Origin of the sequence: Pseudomonas sp. FW305-28 (assembly GCF_017351395.1) — a bacterium.
GTDB classification, from domain to species: domain Bacteria; phylum Pseudomonadota; class Gammaproteobacteria; order Pseudomonadales; family Pseudomonadaceae; genus Aquipseudomonas; species Aquipseudomonas fluorescens_AA.
Map to the genome: position 1 here is coordinate 16,273 of NZ_JACNDD010000016.1, position 17,292 is coordinate 33,564.

The 17,292-nt window shown below is 58.8% G+C and carries 7 protein-coding genes; 5 read left to right on the forward strand and 2 right to left on the reverse strand.

Features of this window, described 5'->3' with window-relative positions; genetic code table 11:
- Positions 1–39: 39 nt before the first annotated feature.
- Positions 40–5,652 carry a putative Ig domain-containing protein gene (locus J4E53_RS06100; RefSeq protein WP_103310289.1) on the reverse strand — a complete coding sequence of 1,871 codons (5,613 nt, stop codon included), beginning with the start codon at positions 5,650–5,652 and terminating at the stop codon, positions 40–42.
- 410 nt (positions 5,653–6,062) lie between these two features.
- On the opposite strand from J4E53_RS06100, the gene J4E53_RS06105 reads away from it, so the two are divergent.
- From J4E53_RS06105 to J4E53_RS06125, 5 genes are all read left to right on the forward strand, one after another.
- Positions 6,063–6,506, forward strand: a complete 444-nt coding sequence (locus tag J4E53_RS06105) for a CopD family copper resistance protein (protein WP_092165611.1) — start codon at positions 6,063–6,065, stop codon at positions 6,504–6,506.
- Positions 6,507–6,601: 95 nt separating this feature from the next.
- Positions 6,602–7,975, forward strand: coding sequence for a coproporphyrinogen III oxidase (locus tag J4E53_RS06110; protein WP_103310291.1), 1,374 nt, complete (start codon positions 6,602–6,604; stop codon positions 7,973–7,975).
- Positions 7,972–9,360 (forward strand): oxygen-independent coproporphyrinogen III oxidase, encoded by a 1,389-nt coding sequence (hemN, locus tag J4E53_RS06115; protein ID WP_103310292.1) that lies wholly within the window; start codon positions 7,972–7,974, stop codon positions 9,358–9,360. The genes J4E53_RS06110 and hemN overlap by 4 nt, the downstream gene beginning before the upstream one ends.
- Before the next feature lie 525 nt (positions 9,361–9,885).
- Positions 9,886–14,307 carry an ATP-binding protein gene (locus J4E53_RS06120; RefSeq protein ID WP_103310294.1) on the forward strand — a complete coding sequence of 1,474 codons (4,422 nt, stop codon included), beginning with the start codon at positions 9,886–9,888 and terminating at the stop codon, positions 14,305–14,307.
- A 65-nt stretch (positions 14,308–14,372) separates the two neighbouring features.
- The gene (locus tag J4E53_RS06125; RefSeq protein WP_256587229.1) at positions 14,373–15,746 is read left to right on the forward strand and encodes a multidrug DMT transporter permease; all 1,374 of its coding nucleotides are present in this window, start codon (positions 14,373–14,375) and stop codon (positions 15,744–15,746) included.
- Positions 15,747–15,957: 211 nt separating this feature from the next.
- Here J4E53_RS06125 and J4E53_RS06130 read toward each other — a convergent pair whose 3' ends face one another.
- Positions 15,958–16,995 (reverse strand): hypothetical protein, encoded by a 1,038-nt coding sequence (locus tag J4E53_RS06130; protein WP_146042659.1) that lies wholly within the window; start codon positions 16,993–16,995, stop codon positions 15,958–15,960.
- Positions 16,996–17,292: the final 297 nt, after the last annotated feature.

The window sequence follows — 17,292 nt, forward strand, 5'->3', positions numbered from 1 at the left end:
CATCGCGGGCAAGCTCGCTCCCACATCTGGGGACTTGCTTCAGGCGGTGAAGTCGCTGGCGTGCAGCTCCTTGACGCCCACCAGTTCGAATTCGAACTCGGGGGTGGCGTCGGCGTTGGTACTGCCGGAGAGGATGCCATCGACGAAGCGCAACTGGCCGGTGGCGTTGGTGGCGTCGAAGGCATTGCTGCCGATGAACGTGAAGGCATCGACGGTGGCGGTCAGCGGGTTGGCGTCCAGGCCGGTGAGGTCCAACTTGTCGAACTCCGCGCTCTTGAAACCGCTGATCACATCGCGCAAAGCCCCGACGCCCATGTCCGACAGCGCACCAAACGCGTAGGTGTCCGCGCCCGTGCCACCGGTGAGGTTGTCGGTGCCCGCGCCACCGATCAACCGGTCATCGCCCGAACCGCCCACCAGCGTATCGTTGCCTGCACCGCCATTCAGGATGTTCCCCGCGCTGTTACCGGACAGACTGTCGGCATAGGCGCTTCCCGTCAGGTTCTCGATGAATTTCAAGGTATCGAGCCCGGAACCCACCGTGCTTTGTTGCGCAGACGTCGAGAGGTTCACCGTAACACCGGACAGGGCTCGTTCGAACGACACCGTATCGTTGCCATCGCGCCCGTCCAGGATGTTGTTGCCGGCGCCGGCGAACAGCGTGTTGTCCAGCGCGTTGCCCGTGCCATTGGCGGCGCCGGTGCTGTCGATGTACAGGTTTTCGACATTGTTACCCAAGGTATAGGCGGCCAGGCTGCTGTGTACGCTGTCGATCCCGCCCGTCACCGCATTGCCGTTGGTCTCGATCACGCTGTCGTCGGCATTGTCGACAAAGTAACTGTCGTTGCCGTCACCACCGCTCATGCTGTCGGCCCCGGCGGCGCCATCGAGCACGTTATGGGCGGCGTTGCCGGTGATGAAGTTTCGCCGCTCGTTACCGGTGCCGTCGATCTCCGATATGCCGGTGAGTACCAGGTTTTCGAGGTTGGCGCCCAGGGTCCAACTGACCGAAGCCTGCACGGTGTCGATCTGCGAGGCCGAGGTGTTGGTTTCCACCACACTGTCGAACGCGTTGTCGACCACATAGATGTCGTTGCCATCGCCGCCGGTCATGGTGTCGGCGCCCAGGTCGCCATTGATCGTGTCGTTGCCCGAGCTGCCCACCAGGGTATCGTCCTGGTCGGTGCCGGAGATCATCCCGCCCTGGTTCTGGGCGTTGTCGAAAATGTCCTGCACGCTGTTGTTGTCGTTGGGGTTGCCCTGGAAGCCCAGGTCATCGGCAATGTAATCCGCCAGGCGCTGGCCGACGATTTCCGCCGACTCCTCGTGCAGGTGCCAGACGTCATCGGGATACACCAGCGGATCGACTTCGTAGCGCAAGGGCAGGTCGGTGTAGTCCACCGCCAGCTTGACGTCGGCACGTTCGGCGGCCATGGCCTCCTGGGCGGCACGGACATAACCGACGCCTTCGACGATGGAGGCAATCTTCTCTTCCGAGTAACCCCGGGCCCGCGCCGCATCCTGTTCGTAGTGCCCGGTCTCCATCAGGTACACACTGAAATTGCCGAACTGGGCGTGCAGGTAATCGAAGACTTTCAGGGTCGCGGCTTTATACGCCGCCGCAGCCGCGGCCTTGTCCGTGGCGCGGGCGATTTCCTGGGCGGCTTCCTCGCCCTGGCCCCAGATAATGCCCATGGTGACGTTGTCGATCGACTGCAGTTCGGTGCGCTGGTCACGCAGTAGCGTCACTGCCCGCAACAGTGCCGGCCCGGGTTGGTTGGTGTCTGTCAACCACCAGCACAGCTGGAGTTCCTCGGGGCTGAGTGTGGACAAGCCGTTGACCGTACTGCCGCCGACCGCGATGTCGATACCGTTGCCATCGGCATCGGTGAACTGGCTGCGCACGTCGTAGGTGGTGTAGCGGTTCAGGTCATTGACCAGCATCGAAGTGCCGGACTGGTCGTCGTCCTCGGTCATGCGCAGCAGGCGCGCATTGGATTGGCCGAGGGTGGGCAGGTAGAGAATGTCCTGCTGGGCACGCTCGCCGAAGACGAAGTCGTTGGCGGTGAGGGTGTTGAGGTAGTTGCCGTTGAGGGCGATCTCGAAGCGATTGCCATCGGCGTCGGCTTCGGCGGACTTGATGTAGGTCTTGTCACCGGCCGCGTTCAGGGTCATGTACAACGTGCCGTTGCTGCCATCGCCGAGGCCGAGAAAGCCCAGCCCCGAGACGTCGATTTTGTCGACGCCAACGGTGAAGTCATAAATCGTGTCGGTGGCGGTGACACCACCGGTGTCGTAGTCGCGGTAGCTGTCGGACAGGTTGCTGTAGCGAAACGTGTCGGCGCCATCGCCACCGTACAACGAGTCCCGTCCGGCACCGCCGTCGACGATATCCGCGCCGGTGCCGGCCTTGATCGTATCGTTGCCGCCGAGGCCGAGGATCAGGTCCGCGCCTGTCGTGCCGTTGAGGGTTTCGCCGTTGTTGGTGCCGGTAATGGTGTTGGCGGGCGCATCGGCCACCACCAGGGTGAAGTTGTCGCTGACCGAGGCGCCCGAGGGATCGGTGGCCTTGACCAGGACGTCGTAGTTGCCCGCAGCGGTGCTGGTCGGCGTGCCGCTGAAGGTCAGGCTGGTGGCATTGAAACTCAGCCAGGCGGGCAGGGCGTTGCCGTTGGCGAGGGTTGCGGTGTAGGTCAGCACATCCTGGTTGGCGTCGGTGAAGCTGTTGCTCGCCACGGTGTATTTGAAGGGCGTGCTTTCACTGGCGTTCTGGTCCAGGAGTGGGGTGGCCACGACCGGGGCCACATTGGTGGGGTTGGTCTGGTCGGCGAAGACGAAGTGATTGGCCGTCAGGCTGCTGACGAAGTTGCCCGCCATCGAGATCTCGAACCGGTTGCCGTTGGCGTCGACCGTGAGGTCCTTGAGGTAGGTGCGGTTGGTCGACGAACTGTAAGTGACCTGCAGAGTACCGTTGAGCCCGTTGCCCAGGCCGGTATAGCCGAGGGCCGACACGTCGATCTTGTCGGCGGCCACGTCGAAGTCGAGGATCTGGTCACTGGCGCTGGTGGAACTGGTGCGGTAGCTGTCGAGTTTCGAGGTGTAGCGGAACACATCGGCGCCGGTGCCACCGGTGAGTTTGTCGACCCCGGTGCCGCCGACCAGGATGTCGTTGCCGGCGCCGCCATTGAGGGTGTCGTTGCCCGCGCCACCGAACAATTGTTCATTGGCTGCGGTGCCGGTCAGTGTGTCGTTGTTCGGCGTGCCATTGATCACAATGGTGGCGGGGACGTCCTGCACGGCGAGGGTAAAACTGTCACTGACGGTGGCGTTGCTGCCATCGGTGGCCGTGACCTGGATCGAGTAGGTGCCCGACGCGGTATCGGGAGGCGTGCCGTTGAAGGTGCGATTGGCGGCATCGAAGGTCAGCCAACTGGGCAGGGCGCTGCCATTGGCGAGCTTGGCGGTGTAGCTCAGGCTGTCGTTATCCGGATCGGTGAAGCTGGTGGCCGGCACCACGTAGCTGAACGGGGTGTTTTCGGTGGCGTTCTGATCCACCAGCGGCGTCGCCAGCACGGGCGCCTGGTTGGTTGGCGACGTGGTGGCGAAGACGAAGTTGGCGCTGGTCAGGGTGTTGAGGTAATTACCGTCCAGTGCCACTTCGAAGCGGTTGCCATTGGCGTCGGCCTCCAGGGATTTGATGTAGGTCTTGGTGCCGGCGCTGTTGAGCACCAGGTACACGGTGTTGTTCTTGCCATCCCCCAGGCCGGTGAAACCCATGGCCGAGAGGTCGATCTTGTCGGCGCTGACGTTGAAGTCGGTGATCAGGTCGCCCAGGTTGGCGCCACCGGTGTTGTAGTTGCGGTAGCTGTCCAGGCGATTGGCGAACACAAAGGTATCCGCCCCAGTGCCGCCAGTGAGGGTGTCCATCCCGGCACCGCCGTCGAGCTTGTCGTCGCCGGCGCCGCCACTGAGGCTGTCATTGCCCGCCAGGCCGAGCAAGGTGTCGGCCGCATCGCTACCCAGCAGTGAGTCGCTGTCACTGGTGCCCGTGATCACGCGATTGAAAATGAAATTGCTCGCCGTCAGGGTGCTGGCCAGGTTCCCCGAGAGGATCAGCTCGAAGCGATTGCCACTGGCATCGGCGTCGAAGTCCTTGATGTAGGTGCGGTTGTTGCTGGCGCTGTAGCTGACCTGCAGGGTGCCGCCACGGCCATTTCCCAGCCCGGTGAAGCCGAGGCCGGCGAGGTCGATCTTGTCCTGGGTGACATCGAAGTCGGTGATGGTGTCATCGAAGCTGGTGGTTGCGTTGCGGTAACTGTCCGACTGAGCGACGAACCGGAATGTATCGGCGCCGGTGCCGCCGGTGAGTTTGTCGATGCCTGCGCCCCCGACGAGGATGTCGCCCCCGGCCGCGCCATTGATGGTGTCGTTGCCCGCGCCGCCATAGAAAATCTCGCTGGCGGCGCTGCCGAGCAGGGTGTCGTTGCCCGGAGTGCCTTGTACGGTGGTCATCGGTACCGTGGCGCTGACGTAGCTGCCGTCGCCATAGACCAGCGTGGCGCCCTTGCTGGTGTGGCTGATGGTGTTGGCGATGATGGCGTTGCGGTCGGTGCCGTCTTCATTGCGCTCTGCAACACCGTAGGTCGACAGGTCGCTGCCGCTGATGATGTTGCCCTGGATGAGGTTATCGCTGCCGTTGAAGTACTTGCCAGACACGCCCAGGGTGTCGTCGTAGGACTGGATGATGATTTCCGGTACGGCACTGCCCAGGGAGTTGTTGTTGAGGGTGTTGTCGATGACCTCGACGTGGTTGCTGCCGTAGATGCGGATCCCGGCACTGGTGTTGTCATGGATGTCGACGCCCGTGACGGTCACTTCGCTGGAGAGTTTGATCAGCACCCCTTCGGCGCCGTTGCCGTACACCTGGCCGCCGGTGATGGTGATGTTGCTGGGCGAGGGAATGTCCTCGCTGCCGCGCTGCACCACGATGCCATTGCCGCCGTTGTCGTAGGCGACGTTATTGGTCAGGGTGAAATCGTGGGTGCTGGTGACGACGTTGAAACCGTGGCGGTCGTTGTTGTAGGCGACGTTGTTTTCGAAGGTGCTGTCGCTGAGGAAGTCGGCGACGAAACCGTCCAGGCCGTTGCCGTGGGACACGCTGTTCTTGATGACCATGTTGACGGTTTGCTCGTGGGGGTCGAAACCGTACCCGGAGCAATCCTTGATCTCGACGCTGTCGAGGGTGACGTTGGAGTCGTAGCCTTCTTCGCCGGGAATGTAGCCGTTGAACCAGCCGTCGACCTTGCCGGTGGTGCTGTCGCGGTTGCCGTCGATGGTGAGGTTGCTCACGCCGAAATCGTGGGTTTCCTCGCCATAGGCCGAGCGAATGATGCCGGTGATCTTGGTGTCGGAGCCATCGGCCAGCTTGACCGTGGTGTCGCCCATGCCGTCGCCGTACAGATAGACGTTGCTCTTGAGCATCAGGCAGCCGTCGGAAGGTTCCTCACCCCCCGAAACGATGTAGGTGCCGGTGGGCATGTACACCTGCCCACCGCCGGCCGCGGCCGCCGCATCGATCGCACTCTGGATGGCTGCTGTGTCGTCTGTGATGCCATCTCCTTTGGCGCCAAAATTTTGTACGTTGAAAATCATGAGCTTATCTCCGTATCAGGCTTAAACCTAGGTAGACGTCAACATTCCATCGACGACCTTCGTGTTATGACCCAACGGAGCGCAAAAGTTGTGACCGCATATCGGGGAAAGTGTCAAAAAGCCGGACTAACTGATCAGCGGTTGTGTGGAATGTGCGCAAGAGCAACGTTCCGTTGACGCTTTCCCGCGCCTGACGACGCCGACTGTGGGAGCGAGCTTGCTCGCGATAGCGTCGGATCAGCTGCATCGATGTGGACTGACACACCGCTATCGCGAGCAAGCTCGCTCCCACAGGGTTCGTTGATATGGCTGGCATGCGGTTTCCTTGATTGGCATCAACCCCACTTCCAGTCCCGCGGGATAACCTCGAATAAACCAGCGCCCTGCTGAAAGGGGCGACCGAGGCCCCCATGAGTTATCCGCTGTTCCTGACCTTGCACCTGTTTGCCGCGCTGGTGTTCATCGGCACGGTGTTCTTCGAGGTCCTGTTCCTGGAAAGCATCCGCAAGCAACTGCCCGCCAAGGTCATGGTGTTGCTGGAGCAGGGCATCAGCCGGCGCGCCCGGCAGTTGATGCCATGGGTGCTGCTGGTGCTGTTCGGCGCGGGCGGCGGCATGGTCTGGCTGCGCTATTGGCCGGCATTGTCGTCGCCGTTGCAGTCGTCCTTCGGCGTGCTGCTGGGGCTGAAGATCCTGTTGGCGGGCAGTGTGCTGGGGCATTTCCTCTGGGCCATGTGGCTGTTCAAGCGCGCCCGCATGAACGCCCGCTACGTGCACATCATCCATGTCAGCGTGTTCCTGCACATGGTGGCGATCGTGCTGCTGGCCAAGGGCATGTTCTACATCACCTGGTAAGCGCTGGCGGCGGGGGCCAAGGCGCTTGATACAGGTCAAGGTGGCCCGGCGGGTTAGCGCGCAAACTGCCCCTGCACAGTCACTCGGAGATTGTCATGTTCGACCCGTTCCATACCCTCGTTGAGCGCCCCTCGGGACGTGCCCCACGGGTGGCTGATTTCGATTGCCCAGTCGGTACACGAAGATTCCACACCGGCATCGGGTCCCTCGACCTGCTTCGGGGGTTGCGCACCAGCCGCCAGAAACGACGGCCCCTATCCGTGGCGGTGCACCTGCCGTCGCGTTTGCGGCTGGCGTCGTGTTCGCCCCTTGCCAGTGACTGCCGATGCGGCGAGATCGAGGGCTATCTGCAGCGCCTGGCGTATGAAATGGGTTTGGTCGGTTGCCACCTGGGGGCAGGGCGGCGCGTCGAGCAGTTTTGCCTGACCGGTGGCACACCGGTGATCGCTCATTTGCAGAAACTGATGAGCGATCTGCGCAAGCGCTTCGACTTCAGCGAGTACGACGGTGCCGATCACAGCATCGAAGTGGACCTGCATCACACCGACTGGTCGACCATGGGCCTGATCCGTGACCAGGGTTTCACCCATGTCAGCATCGGCGTGCCCGACATTGGCGTCGACAGCGCGCTGTCGGTCGATTGCTACCAGAACCCGGCGCCGATCCATTCGCTGATCGATGCAGCGCGCACGTTTGGTTTTCGCTCCATCAACATTGACTTGGGCTACGGCCACGCCTGGCAGACGCCCAACAGTTTCGCCCTGAAACTGGCGACGCTGATCGAACTGGAACCGGACCGGCTGCACGTTTTCGACTATGCCCGCGCGCCTTATCGTTATCGCTCGAAGAACGCCGGAGTGGCTGGCGCCTTTTGCAGCACGGCCGACAAGGACGCCATGCGGCGCATCTGTTGCGAACAGTTGATCGGTGCCGGTTATCACTACATCGGCCTGGGCCAGTTCGTCAGGGCCGACGATGACCTGGCGGTAGCCCAGGAGCACGGACGCCTGCATCGCAATTGCCAGGGTTTTACCCGTCACGGTTGCTGTGACCACGTGGGTTTCGGTTTGTCGGCCATCACTCAGATCGAGCACCTGTACGTACAAAACACCGACGATCTGCTTCGCTATTGCCAGCAACTGGATGCCGGGCAATTGCCGGTGTGTCGTGGCTGGCGTTGCGAAGCGCAGGACCAGGTCAGCGCGAGCGTGACCGAGCAGCTTTCCTGTGACCTGGAGCTGGACATACCAGCCATCGAAGCACGTTTCGGCCTGGTGTTTCGCGAGCACTTCGCGTCTGTCTGGCCGTTGCTGGAAGCGTTGCATGACCAGGGATTGATCGAACTGACGAGCCGGTTTATCGGCATCTTGCCCGCCGGGCGCTTGAACGTGGATGCGATCTGCAACCTGTTCGACCCTGCACCGGATGAGGCAAGCCCACACGCTTTTGAAAAGTTGAACCCTTCATGACGACTGCCTCCGGTTTCAATCGTGCCCTGGTGGAGAAATACGACCGCCCGGGCCCGCGCTACACCTCCTATCCGACGGCCCCGCAGTTCCACCAGGCCTTTGCCATGGACGAGTACCGCCAGGCCGCCAAGCGCAGTCACGAGGCTGCGCAGCCCAAGTCGTTGTCGGTGTACATCCATATCCCGTTCTGCCAGAGCCTTTGCTATTACTGCGCGTGCCACAAGATCATCACCCGCAAGACCCATCGCGCCGCCGAATACCTGACCTACCTCAAGCGCGAAATAGCCCTGCAAGCGGCCTTGTTCGACCACTCGCGCAAACTGACCCAGCTGCATTTGGGCGGGGGCACGCCGACTTACCTGACCCATGGGCAACTGGCCGACCTGATGGATTGCCTGCACCAGTCGTTCGACATGGATGACAGCGACGCCCATGAGTTTTCCATCGAGGTCGATCCGCGGACCATCGATGCACAACAGATCCAAGGCCTGCGCCAACTGGGATTCAATCGCCTGAGCTTTGGCGTCCAGGATTTCGATGCCCAGGTGCAGATTGCCGTCAACCGGGTGCAAAGCGAGGCCCAGGTCGTCGAGCTGGTGGAGGCCGCGCGCCGGGCGCGCTTCAAATCCGTCAGCGTCGATCTGATCTATGGCCTGCCGTTGCAGACCATCGCCAGTTTCGATACCACTTTGAGCAAGATCATCGCCCTGCGTCCGGACCGGATCGCGGCCTACAGCTACGCCCACCTGCCGCAACGGGTACGGGCGCAGCGGATGATTCGCCCCGAAGACATGCCGCCGCCCGAGCGCAAGCTGCAATTACTGGAACTGACCATCAATCGCCTGACCGAAGCCGGCTACGTCTACATCGGCATGGACCATTTCGCTTTGCCGGATGACGAACTGGTGCGCGCCCGCGCCCAGGGCACCTTGCAGCGCAATTTCCAAGGCTATTCCACCCACGCCGATTGCGACCTGATTGGCCTGGGGGTGTCGTCGATCGGCAAGGTGGGTGACAGCTACAACCAGAACGTCAAGGAGCTTTCCCAGTATTACGCCTGGCTGGATCAAGGCCTGCTACCGGTGCAGCGCGGCTATCGGCTGAGCGACGATGACCGCCTGCGGCGTGAGGTCATCAGCGAGCTGATGTGCCATGGGCGCATCGACTTCGACCGGATAGACAACGCCTTCGGCATTCGATTTGGCGAATACTTCGCCGATGCCCTGGGACGTCTCCAGGAGCTGGTGCGCGACGGGTTGCTGGACATTCGCGCCGATGAGTTGGTGCTGTTGCCCCAGGGCCAATTAATGATGCGCAACGTGGCCATGGCGTTCGACGCATACCTGGAGGCAGGCCAGACAGTCCAGTATTCGCGTACGGTCTGACGACGCTCAAGGCGCATCGGACTGCTTTTGTGGCGAGGGAGATGCTCCCGTCAGCTTCGGTCTCCGACGCCAGCACGCTCGGTTCTTGTCAGTATGTGATATGGGAGTAGGAGTCAGCTTCAAACCTATGCGCTCGCGAACAGTACCGAGAGGCGACGCATTTGCCTTTTGAAGCGTTTGGGCTGTGCTGGAGAATCGATTACCACTAAAACTAGCTGCCGCAACGTATAAAAAATACAAAACAGGGAGAGTTAGATGGGAAAAAAACGCGAGAGAAACGTGAGCGCAAGGCGGCGAAACTGGACATGGATCCGCAAACTTGGCCTCCCAGTCTTGATTTTTTGTTCGGGCGGGGTATGCACGACTCTCAGCTAGATAGCAAACTTCAACGTGGCATCGAGGAAACAGGTAGTGTCCTCCGCCGCTACAAACGCATTGACGCAGCTTTGACACGGAGCATCTCCGATTTGTGGCCAGCCAATGTGGCCAGCCTGATCGTAACTGTCTCCGAAGGTGAGTCCACCCATGTCTGAAGACATCAAGAACACCGCGATCACTGCCGCGGGCTACATCTACCAAAACCGACAAGGCCTGAGAGTTCTCTGCGATTGGCTTGATGCGCCGGCTCGCTACACCCGGGTGAGGTTTGAGTGCGATGACGAGGCTGTCGCGCCGATGGGGCTGGATGACATCGTTGTCGAGCGTGCAGATGGCCTGGTCGACCTCCAGCAGGTCAAGTTCACCCCGGCCTCACACGTGCATCCGCTCTGCTGGAGTTGGATGCTCGAGAAAACCGGTACGACGGCGCGATCGCGGTCGATGTTGCGCAAGTGGTTCGATGCCTTCAAGGCGCTAGACCCGGCGCGTACTGGCCTGCTCTCGTTGACGACCAACCGCCGGCCGGACGCCGATATCGAAGCTTGCCTGGACGGCGGCAAGATCTCCTTCGCCAAGATCCCTGAGCCCAGGCGTTCTGAGGTCATCGCCGAACTTGGGGGTGAGCAAGACTGCCAGACGTTCTTCAGCCAGCTGCAAATTTGTCACAGCGATAAGGGGTTCGACACGCTGGAGCGAGAGATCGACGCAAGACTTCGCAAACACGGCACTCTTGAGGGGATTGCTACCCTCAAGAACATTGCGTTGAACTGGGCAACGCGTAAGAATTTCCCACCTCCAGACGGTTGGATCACGCTGGAGCAGGTCCGTACCATCCTGAGGTCGACGCCGCCGGCACCTTTGCCTGAGGACTTCGTTGTCCCCCCGGGTTACGAGGTTCCTGACGAAACATTTCATCGGGAGTTCGTCCGTGACGCCGTCGGGGCTACAGGGCGCGCGATCGTGCTCACGGGGCCGCCAGGCCGTGGAAAGAGCACATACCTGAGCGCGCTGTGCGACACGCTCGCCGAGCGTGAAATCCCCACGGTCCGACACCATTACTTCCTCTCGACGACGGAACGGGGGCGCGACCGGGTGAACAGCTACGTTGTCGAGCAGTCCATCGAGGCGCAGGTCAAACGGTTTCATCCCGATGTTCAGGCACCAGCGGGCGACCTGCGCTCGCTCCTCGAAGCGTGTGCTTCCCACTACAAGAAACTAGCCAAGCCATTCGTTTTTGTCCTGGACGGATTGGACCACGTCTGGCGCATTAACGCTGAGGACAAGCGGCCGCTGGACGATGTGTTCTCTCAGGTGATCCCATGCCCAGACAACATGGTTCTACTCATTGGCACCCAGCCTGTGGACGACGCCCAGTTGCCAACGGACCTGCTTGCCTTCGCGCCCAAGGCCGAGTGGCGCACGCTGCCGGCGATGTCTGAGAATGCAGTTCTGTCCTATTTGCGCAAGGCCTTTCAGGAAGGCAGGCTTACAACTGGCTTCGAGGGCGAGGATGGTGCGGAAGCGCGACTGCAGGAGGCTGCGACCGCGCTTCGCACGAAGACCAATGGCCATCCTTTGCACGTCATCTATGCTACTGCAGAGCTTGAGCATGCGGGTTGCAACTTGTCGAAGTGGGATGTCGAGCAACTGAAGGGAGACTTGAGCAGGGATGCAAAATTCTACTACGCATCGCTTTGGGGGGCTCTTCCTTCCAGTCTCAAGGACACGCTGCGGCTCGTATGTGCCTTCTCATTCTTCTGGCCTAAGTCTGCATTCGGAGAGATCGCCTCGAAAGTGGGCGTGGCGCAGCCGGACGTCGCGAAAGTGGAGCATCTGCTTCACTCTTCAGCGGCTGGCCTAAAGGTTTTTCACGAGAGTTTGGCGGTTTTCGTGCGTGGAACCGCAGACTACGTTGACCGAGTCAACGAACTGATGCCTGCTGTGGCAAGCTGGTTAGAGAGCACTGCGCCCACCTCGCTACGCGTGAACTGGCTCTGGACGGTTCAGGCAAGGTTAGGCGACCCAAAGAATCTCATCAGGGGTCTCACCCGTGATTGGATCATGCTCCGCCTGGAGGAGGGATATCCAGAGTCGCTCTTTGATACGCTGCTGTCCGATGCTTTGGTCGCAGCGCTGGACACCAACGAGTTCGCTGAAGCCTATCGATTAGAGCACCTCAAGGCGCGAATGGTCGGTGGTAGCCAGTACCAGATGCAGAACGACGACATGGCCAGGCTGATCTCGTTTACGTTGATCCTGACCGAAGAGGAGGACGTCGTGCGAGAGGCCGTGGCCTCTAGGCATGAGGCAGACATCTTGCGGCTTGCCGCGCTCGGATTGGCCTTGCGTGCTCGGGGTGATGAGACTGTTGCCGAAGCGTGCGGTGAAGAGGCACTTCGTCGATTTAGAGGCCTTAGCCGTTTTTCCAGCAGGTACTCGTCGAGCGCCGGCTCTGATGAGTTCCAGTTCCTGGTCGACGCATTTGCGCGGCTTGGTGCGATCGGTGCGACCCCGACAGCGCTGGCCCGGCTAGTTTCCGAAAACGGTCCGGTCGTTTGGCTGCCGCGAGTCCAAATGCTTATTGAGGAAGGTAATTTGGATGAGTTGATGGCAGCCGCTGCGTCGCTCGCCCCAGGTGAAAGCAAGAACATCATCAGCGATGCGTGCATCCGCGCGGCGGCGAGCATTGGAGTCAGCATCGCAGAGCGCGATGACTTCAACGAGCTTGGCCGAACCCCTTTCGTCGCTGCCGTAGAGGCGGCTAGCACGCGGGTCTCCAAACCGTTGAGTGCGGCTATCCCCATTAAATGGCTAAAGGGCAACTATTACGAGCGCAAGGAAGATCTGGCGACACTTGCGCACCACTGGTTTTTCAGCACCGTTCAACTGAGCCTGTGCATGGCTGCGGAAGGTCAAACTGCCTTTGAGTTCGTGCGGGCTCCCGTCTACGAAGATCGGAAGAATATCACTGACTTCCTCAACGCGCTTTCTGTGGCCGCGGCACAGGTTGCGCATCATTGGTGGCGGGGAGAGTTCGTGGACTTCCATGAGCTGTTCGAGTTACTCAAGGCGGTGGAATTCAGACGGTTCAGGCAAAGCCATGATGCGAGTTCTGCAGCCGAGGACTTCCGGAGCGCGCTGCATCGCATTGCCTGTGATATCCGCCTCGGCAGTATCCTGCTGGACCACTTCGATGACGTGGCCCTGACCGACAAAACCATGAAGGCGGCAGGGCAGCAGGCTTGGTTTGACAGCTCGTCCTTTCGCATTCAGTACGCTTCTGGATTGTTGACGAGGATGAGCGACGATACGGCGGCTGCGTTCGTTCAGTCCCAACGTGTCTTGCTTGATGCAGAGATTCGTCAGGAAACCAGCGTTCATCTTCAGATGCCGCTCCAGCTATGTGCCATTGCGTTAGCTCATGGCTTGGACTCCAGCGCTCGCGAGTTGTGCAAGCAGACGTGGGAGCTGACAACCGGCTATGCACATCGCAAAGATCCTACGCTGAACAACACGGTCGATGCCATCGGCTACTTGGTCGATGTCGCCTCGAACGACGCTCGTCGCTTGCTCGGCGTTATCGCGCCGCAGGTCCACCACGTTTTGGACTACACCGATGGGAAGGGCACCAGACATGTTCTGGCGGCCGCCGACCGACTACTTGCGAAGCTGAAACCGTCAGCTTTGGTGACTAAATACGAGGAGCATACTCACGCAGGTGACTGGTCGCAGGCAGAAGACAGTTTGCGGGAATACGTGGAGCGAGGTGTCAGGGATGGTTGGCCGCTTGACGCGTTGATGCGAACCGGGCTGCATCCAGAGATCCATGACGCTCTGAATAGAATTGCACGAGAAGGCAGCGAAAGCGCTGGGGAGCGACTTCGAGTACTTCGGGAACATGTCGGTTGGGACATCGGACTGCTGCAGCGAACGGAGAGTACTGGCAGCGATAGCGAAAACAAACCATACACCGGAGATGTCACGACTTTTGCGCCGGAACAACTCGGTGAGCTGCTCGACAGCTCATCAGCCAGCTACAAGGAGCAACTGACGCTTCTTCGTACCTGGTATCAGCATTGGGAAAAGGCTGGGCAAGGAAAGCGACTTCTTACGGCACTCGACGGTTTGCTTCTGTCGGGAGAGGGCAGGCTCCGGGGCGTTTTGGAGCTGTCTGATTTGGCATTTCAGACTAGACGCAAGCTAAGTGGCGCAAAGGCGGCATGGAAATATCTCGTTCAGGCGCACATCCATAACGGTGCTTGGATCGGATTTATGGAGAAGGAAGAAAAGACCCGCAGCAGACTCGATTTAGTCGTCAGGCACTATCCGCAGCGCTGCGACGAGTTTGTCACCGCGACGACCTACAGCATGTTCGGTGACCCCGAACCTCCACGAGTGGCACCTAACGAAGTGATGGTCTACTTCTATGCACAACAAGGGCGCATCGCAGAAGCCGTGAAATTTGCCGAGACGATGGTTGACTGCGTCATTGAAGACACTCGTACTTTGCCATTGGAGAAACCACGCTGGGCTGCCGAGCTAGTTAAACTTGAAGGAGCGGAAAATTGATGGACGAGCTTCGCATCCTCATCGCCCGGCTTGGTTGGCCGTCGACCTCTGCAAGGTGGTGGAGCATGCAGGAACTGGCAGCTCGGCTAAGTGAGGCGGCTATGAGGGACGAGACCGAGTGCGCGCTGCTTCAACTGCTGAGTTCGCGCAAGCTTGAGGCCGAAGTGGTTGAGGTACTGTTTATCTTCTGGATGGCCACGCAAGCGTACAGCTACTCACCCACCCTCAAGCTAGCTGAAAGCATCTCGATGTCATCAGTACTTTCGGATCTGCTGCTGGAAAGCTTTGGTATGTTTGCCGAAGGCGACGAAGAATTGGAGGAGGTGCCCGAGGACTTCGAGATTCCTCAAGACTTTGACGGCGTGCAAGGCTCAGATCTACCCCGGATATTCCGAACTTCCATGGGCGAGCTCGAGAGCAGTACTGGGTTTCCATTCATCAGGCAGATGGCTTTTGAGTGGGCGACGAATCGATCCGCCTACCCAGACGCCCCGTTCCAAGGAGACCCCTGGCACTTCTCGCGCCCCTTGGGCGATGGCTTTGTCGGACACCTTTCCTCGCGGACAGCTCTGCGGGCTATATCTGCCTACCTTCGCACGTTGGCGGTGGCTGAAGAGTTCTGGGGCATGCCAACGGATCGAGCGGAAGCTAGGGCTCTCTTGGCTTTGCCTGTTCACCCAACCTTGGCCTTGCTCAGACCTCAGCGCCCGGTTTGGTTTCCTGCGACGACTGACTTCGACGGCGATAAAGAAGGTATCGAATCCTCTGTACGAGGCTTGGTAGCCCACGTAAGAAAAACACGGCCGGATGACGAACTGATCGCGTTCAGTTCTCCAATATTTGTATCGATGGTGCGGTGTGTGGAGGTTTCACTGGTCCGGTGGTCGCAAGCGGAGGGGAGCAGCATCGCTGACACTGACTTAGCAGCGCATCTGGAGGATTTCTGGGCCAATGGTCGGATGCTTCGCAGTGCGTCTTCTGAACCCTTAAGCGCGACAACTATTTTCGCGCCGCCCCAGCTAGGCGGGCTAATGGAGGAGCAATGTAAGGCGTGGCCACTTGCTGCGCCGCTTGGTTTCGACCGTTTAGGTTATCTCCAGCACGACTTGTATCCTGGACGGCTCTTCCTTCCAACGCTACCTGGCACCGACCTAGCCGAACTCACCCCTTGTGACGGGCGGTTGGAGGTTAAGGTACACGAGCAACTCATCGCGGACCTCTGTTATTGGAATGCAGGTTGGGGGGCTGCGCGCCCCATTCAGTTTAGTGGTAACTGCGGTACCGCACTCATTTCACGGGGCTCGGCTTATCGGGAAAGAGCTGTTTCGACGGAAGGTAAGGTGCGCTCGTTTTATCTTTGGCAAGTGAGAGCGCTGCGTCGAGATAACACTTTTGACTCCTTCAATCAAGCGCTGACGACGGGAGCCGTGTTCGTTTAGTTTGCCGCCACCTCGTACGCTTCGTTTGAAATCGCATTAGGATCTCGGATACGGTTTTTTGAGAGCGCTGCTTTTTCAGCGGTTAAAAAAACGCTCGATGAATATATTTTGAGCTCGATACCTCGCTAAGCCCAAGTGCCGAGTAGATGTAGAAGAGGTTAACGCTAAAAGTTGGTGGCATATAAATGCATAAAGTAAATCATAGCTAGATCTACGGCGTGATTTTTTTACTACTGATCCATTTGCAAGGCCTTTTCCATTCTACTTGGCTAGATGAAAGCTCTGAAATTATGGCATTTACAAGCGCCTTGTTGCTAGGGAAGGGGAGATATAGACCTACTACTCGCGGATAGACATGGGTGTCATCAGAATATAATAGCGTTTTTATTGAGGCCGTTGCTATCAAGGCGTTCTGGGCTGTAGTGGCATTCAACTCACTTTGCATTGGAAGCGCGCTAGAGACAGCTTTTCCATTGACCCCTAGAGTTTGTACTACCAAGCTCCCTTTGAGATTGTTCGCTTGAGACTCAAGACCAATAGCCCCGATGCCGGAAATGTTCGCGCTTTTCCCTGTTATCTCAACATTAGATATGATTCTTATTCCTATGCCGACGTATACGGGGATGTTGTAGGCGTAGTAATCAAAGGGTGGTTCCTCCCCACGCTTTGCTCGCTTCACAAAAAATTTCTCGCTGAGTCTTTTAAAGTTAAGGGGTTGGTTGTCTACATTGGTTGAATATGTTTCTCGCGCAGTCTCTGCGAGAGTCAGATTGTCCGGCCTTGTCCCGGTAGATCCTTGATGGTTTGGTGGCGAAAACGAATACATTACTTGTCTCTTAATCCATACAGGCATATTTATTGTATCTGCTGAAATGTAGTCGGCTGTGATCCTATACCTTTCCTGGTTTCCTCCTATTTTCCCGGCTCCATAACTGATGGATCCCTTAATTGTTATATTTTCTACTACCATTCGCACCGCATTGTCGGGCAAGGAAGATAGTATGTCTTCATAAGCTGGAGTATCAAGGCCCTGAGGGATGAGCGCCGAGGGAATATATCCAGGGTCGGCAGCTATTTCGCTCGATGATGTTTTTCGGCAGCTGTCTCCAGGGACTGTGACAACTGGGAATGGATCAAGTGGAATGTAAGTAAAACCGGAATTTTCCTCCCCTGCCGTTTGGGTGCTTAGAGCGGTTGAGCATCCGTATAAACCAGAACATAAAATCGATAGCATAATAGTTTTGTGCATAAATCATGCTCCTTGTCATTATGTGGTTTTTTGCCGGCAGGCTCGTAGGTATGAGCAAGGATAGCTTAGTATGGGCAATGCGCTATTAGCCCGAAATTTCGTGAAGACTTCAGTCTCTTGGGTGTAGCGAAGCGTCGTAAGAAAATGGTGTGCATACTTTGCACGGATCAGGCATGTAAAGCCTCCGCAGGATTTCGCAAATACAGTCGACAGATGTAGCTGGCGTGCTCGCAATGTGCATACCTGCTTGCCGGAGGGTACAACCGCTGCGGTTGAGCTGCATCTGATAGGGAGAAA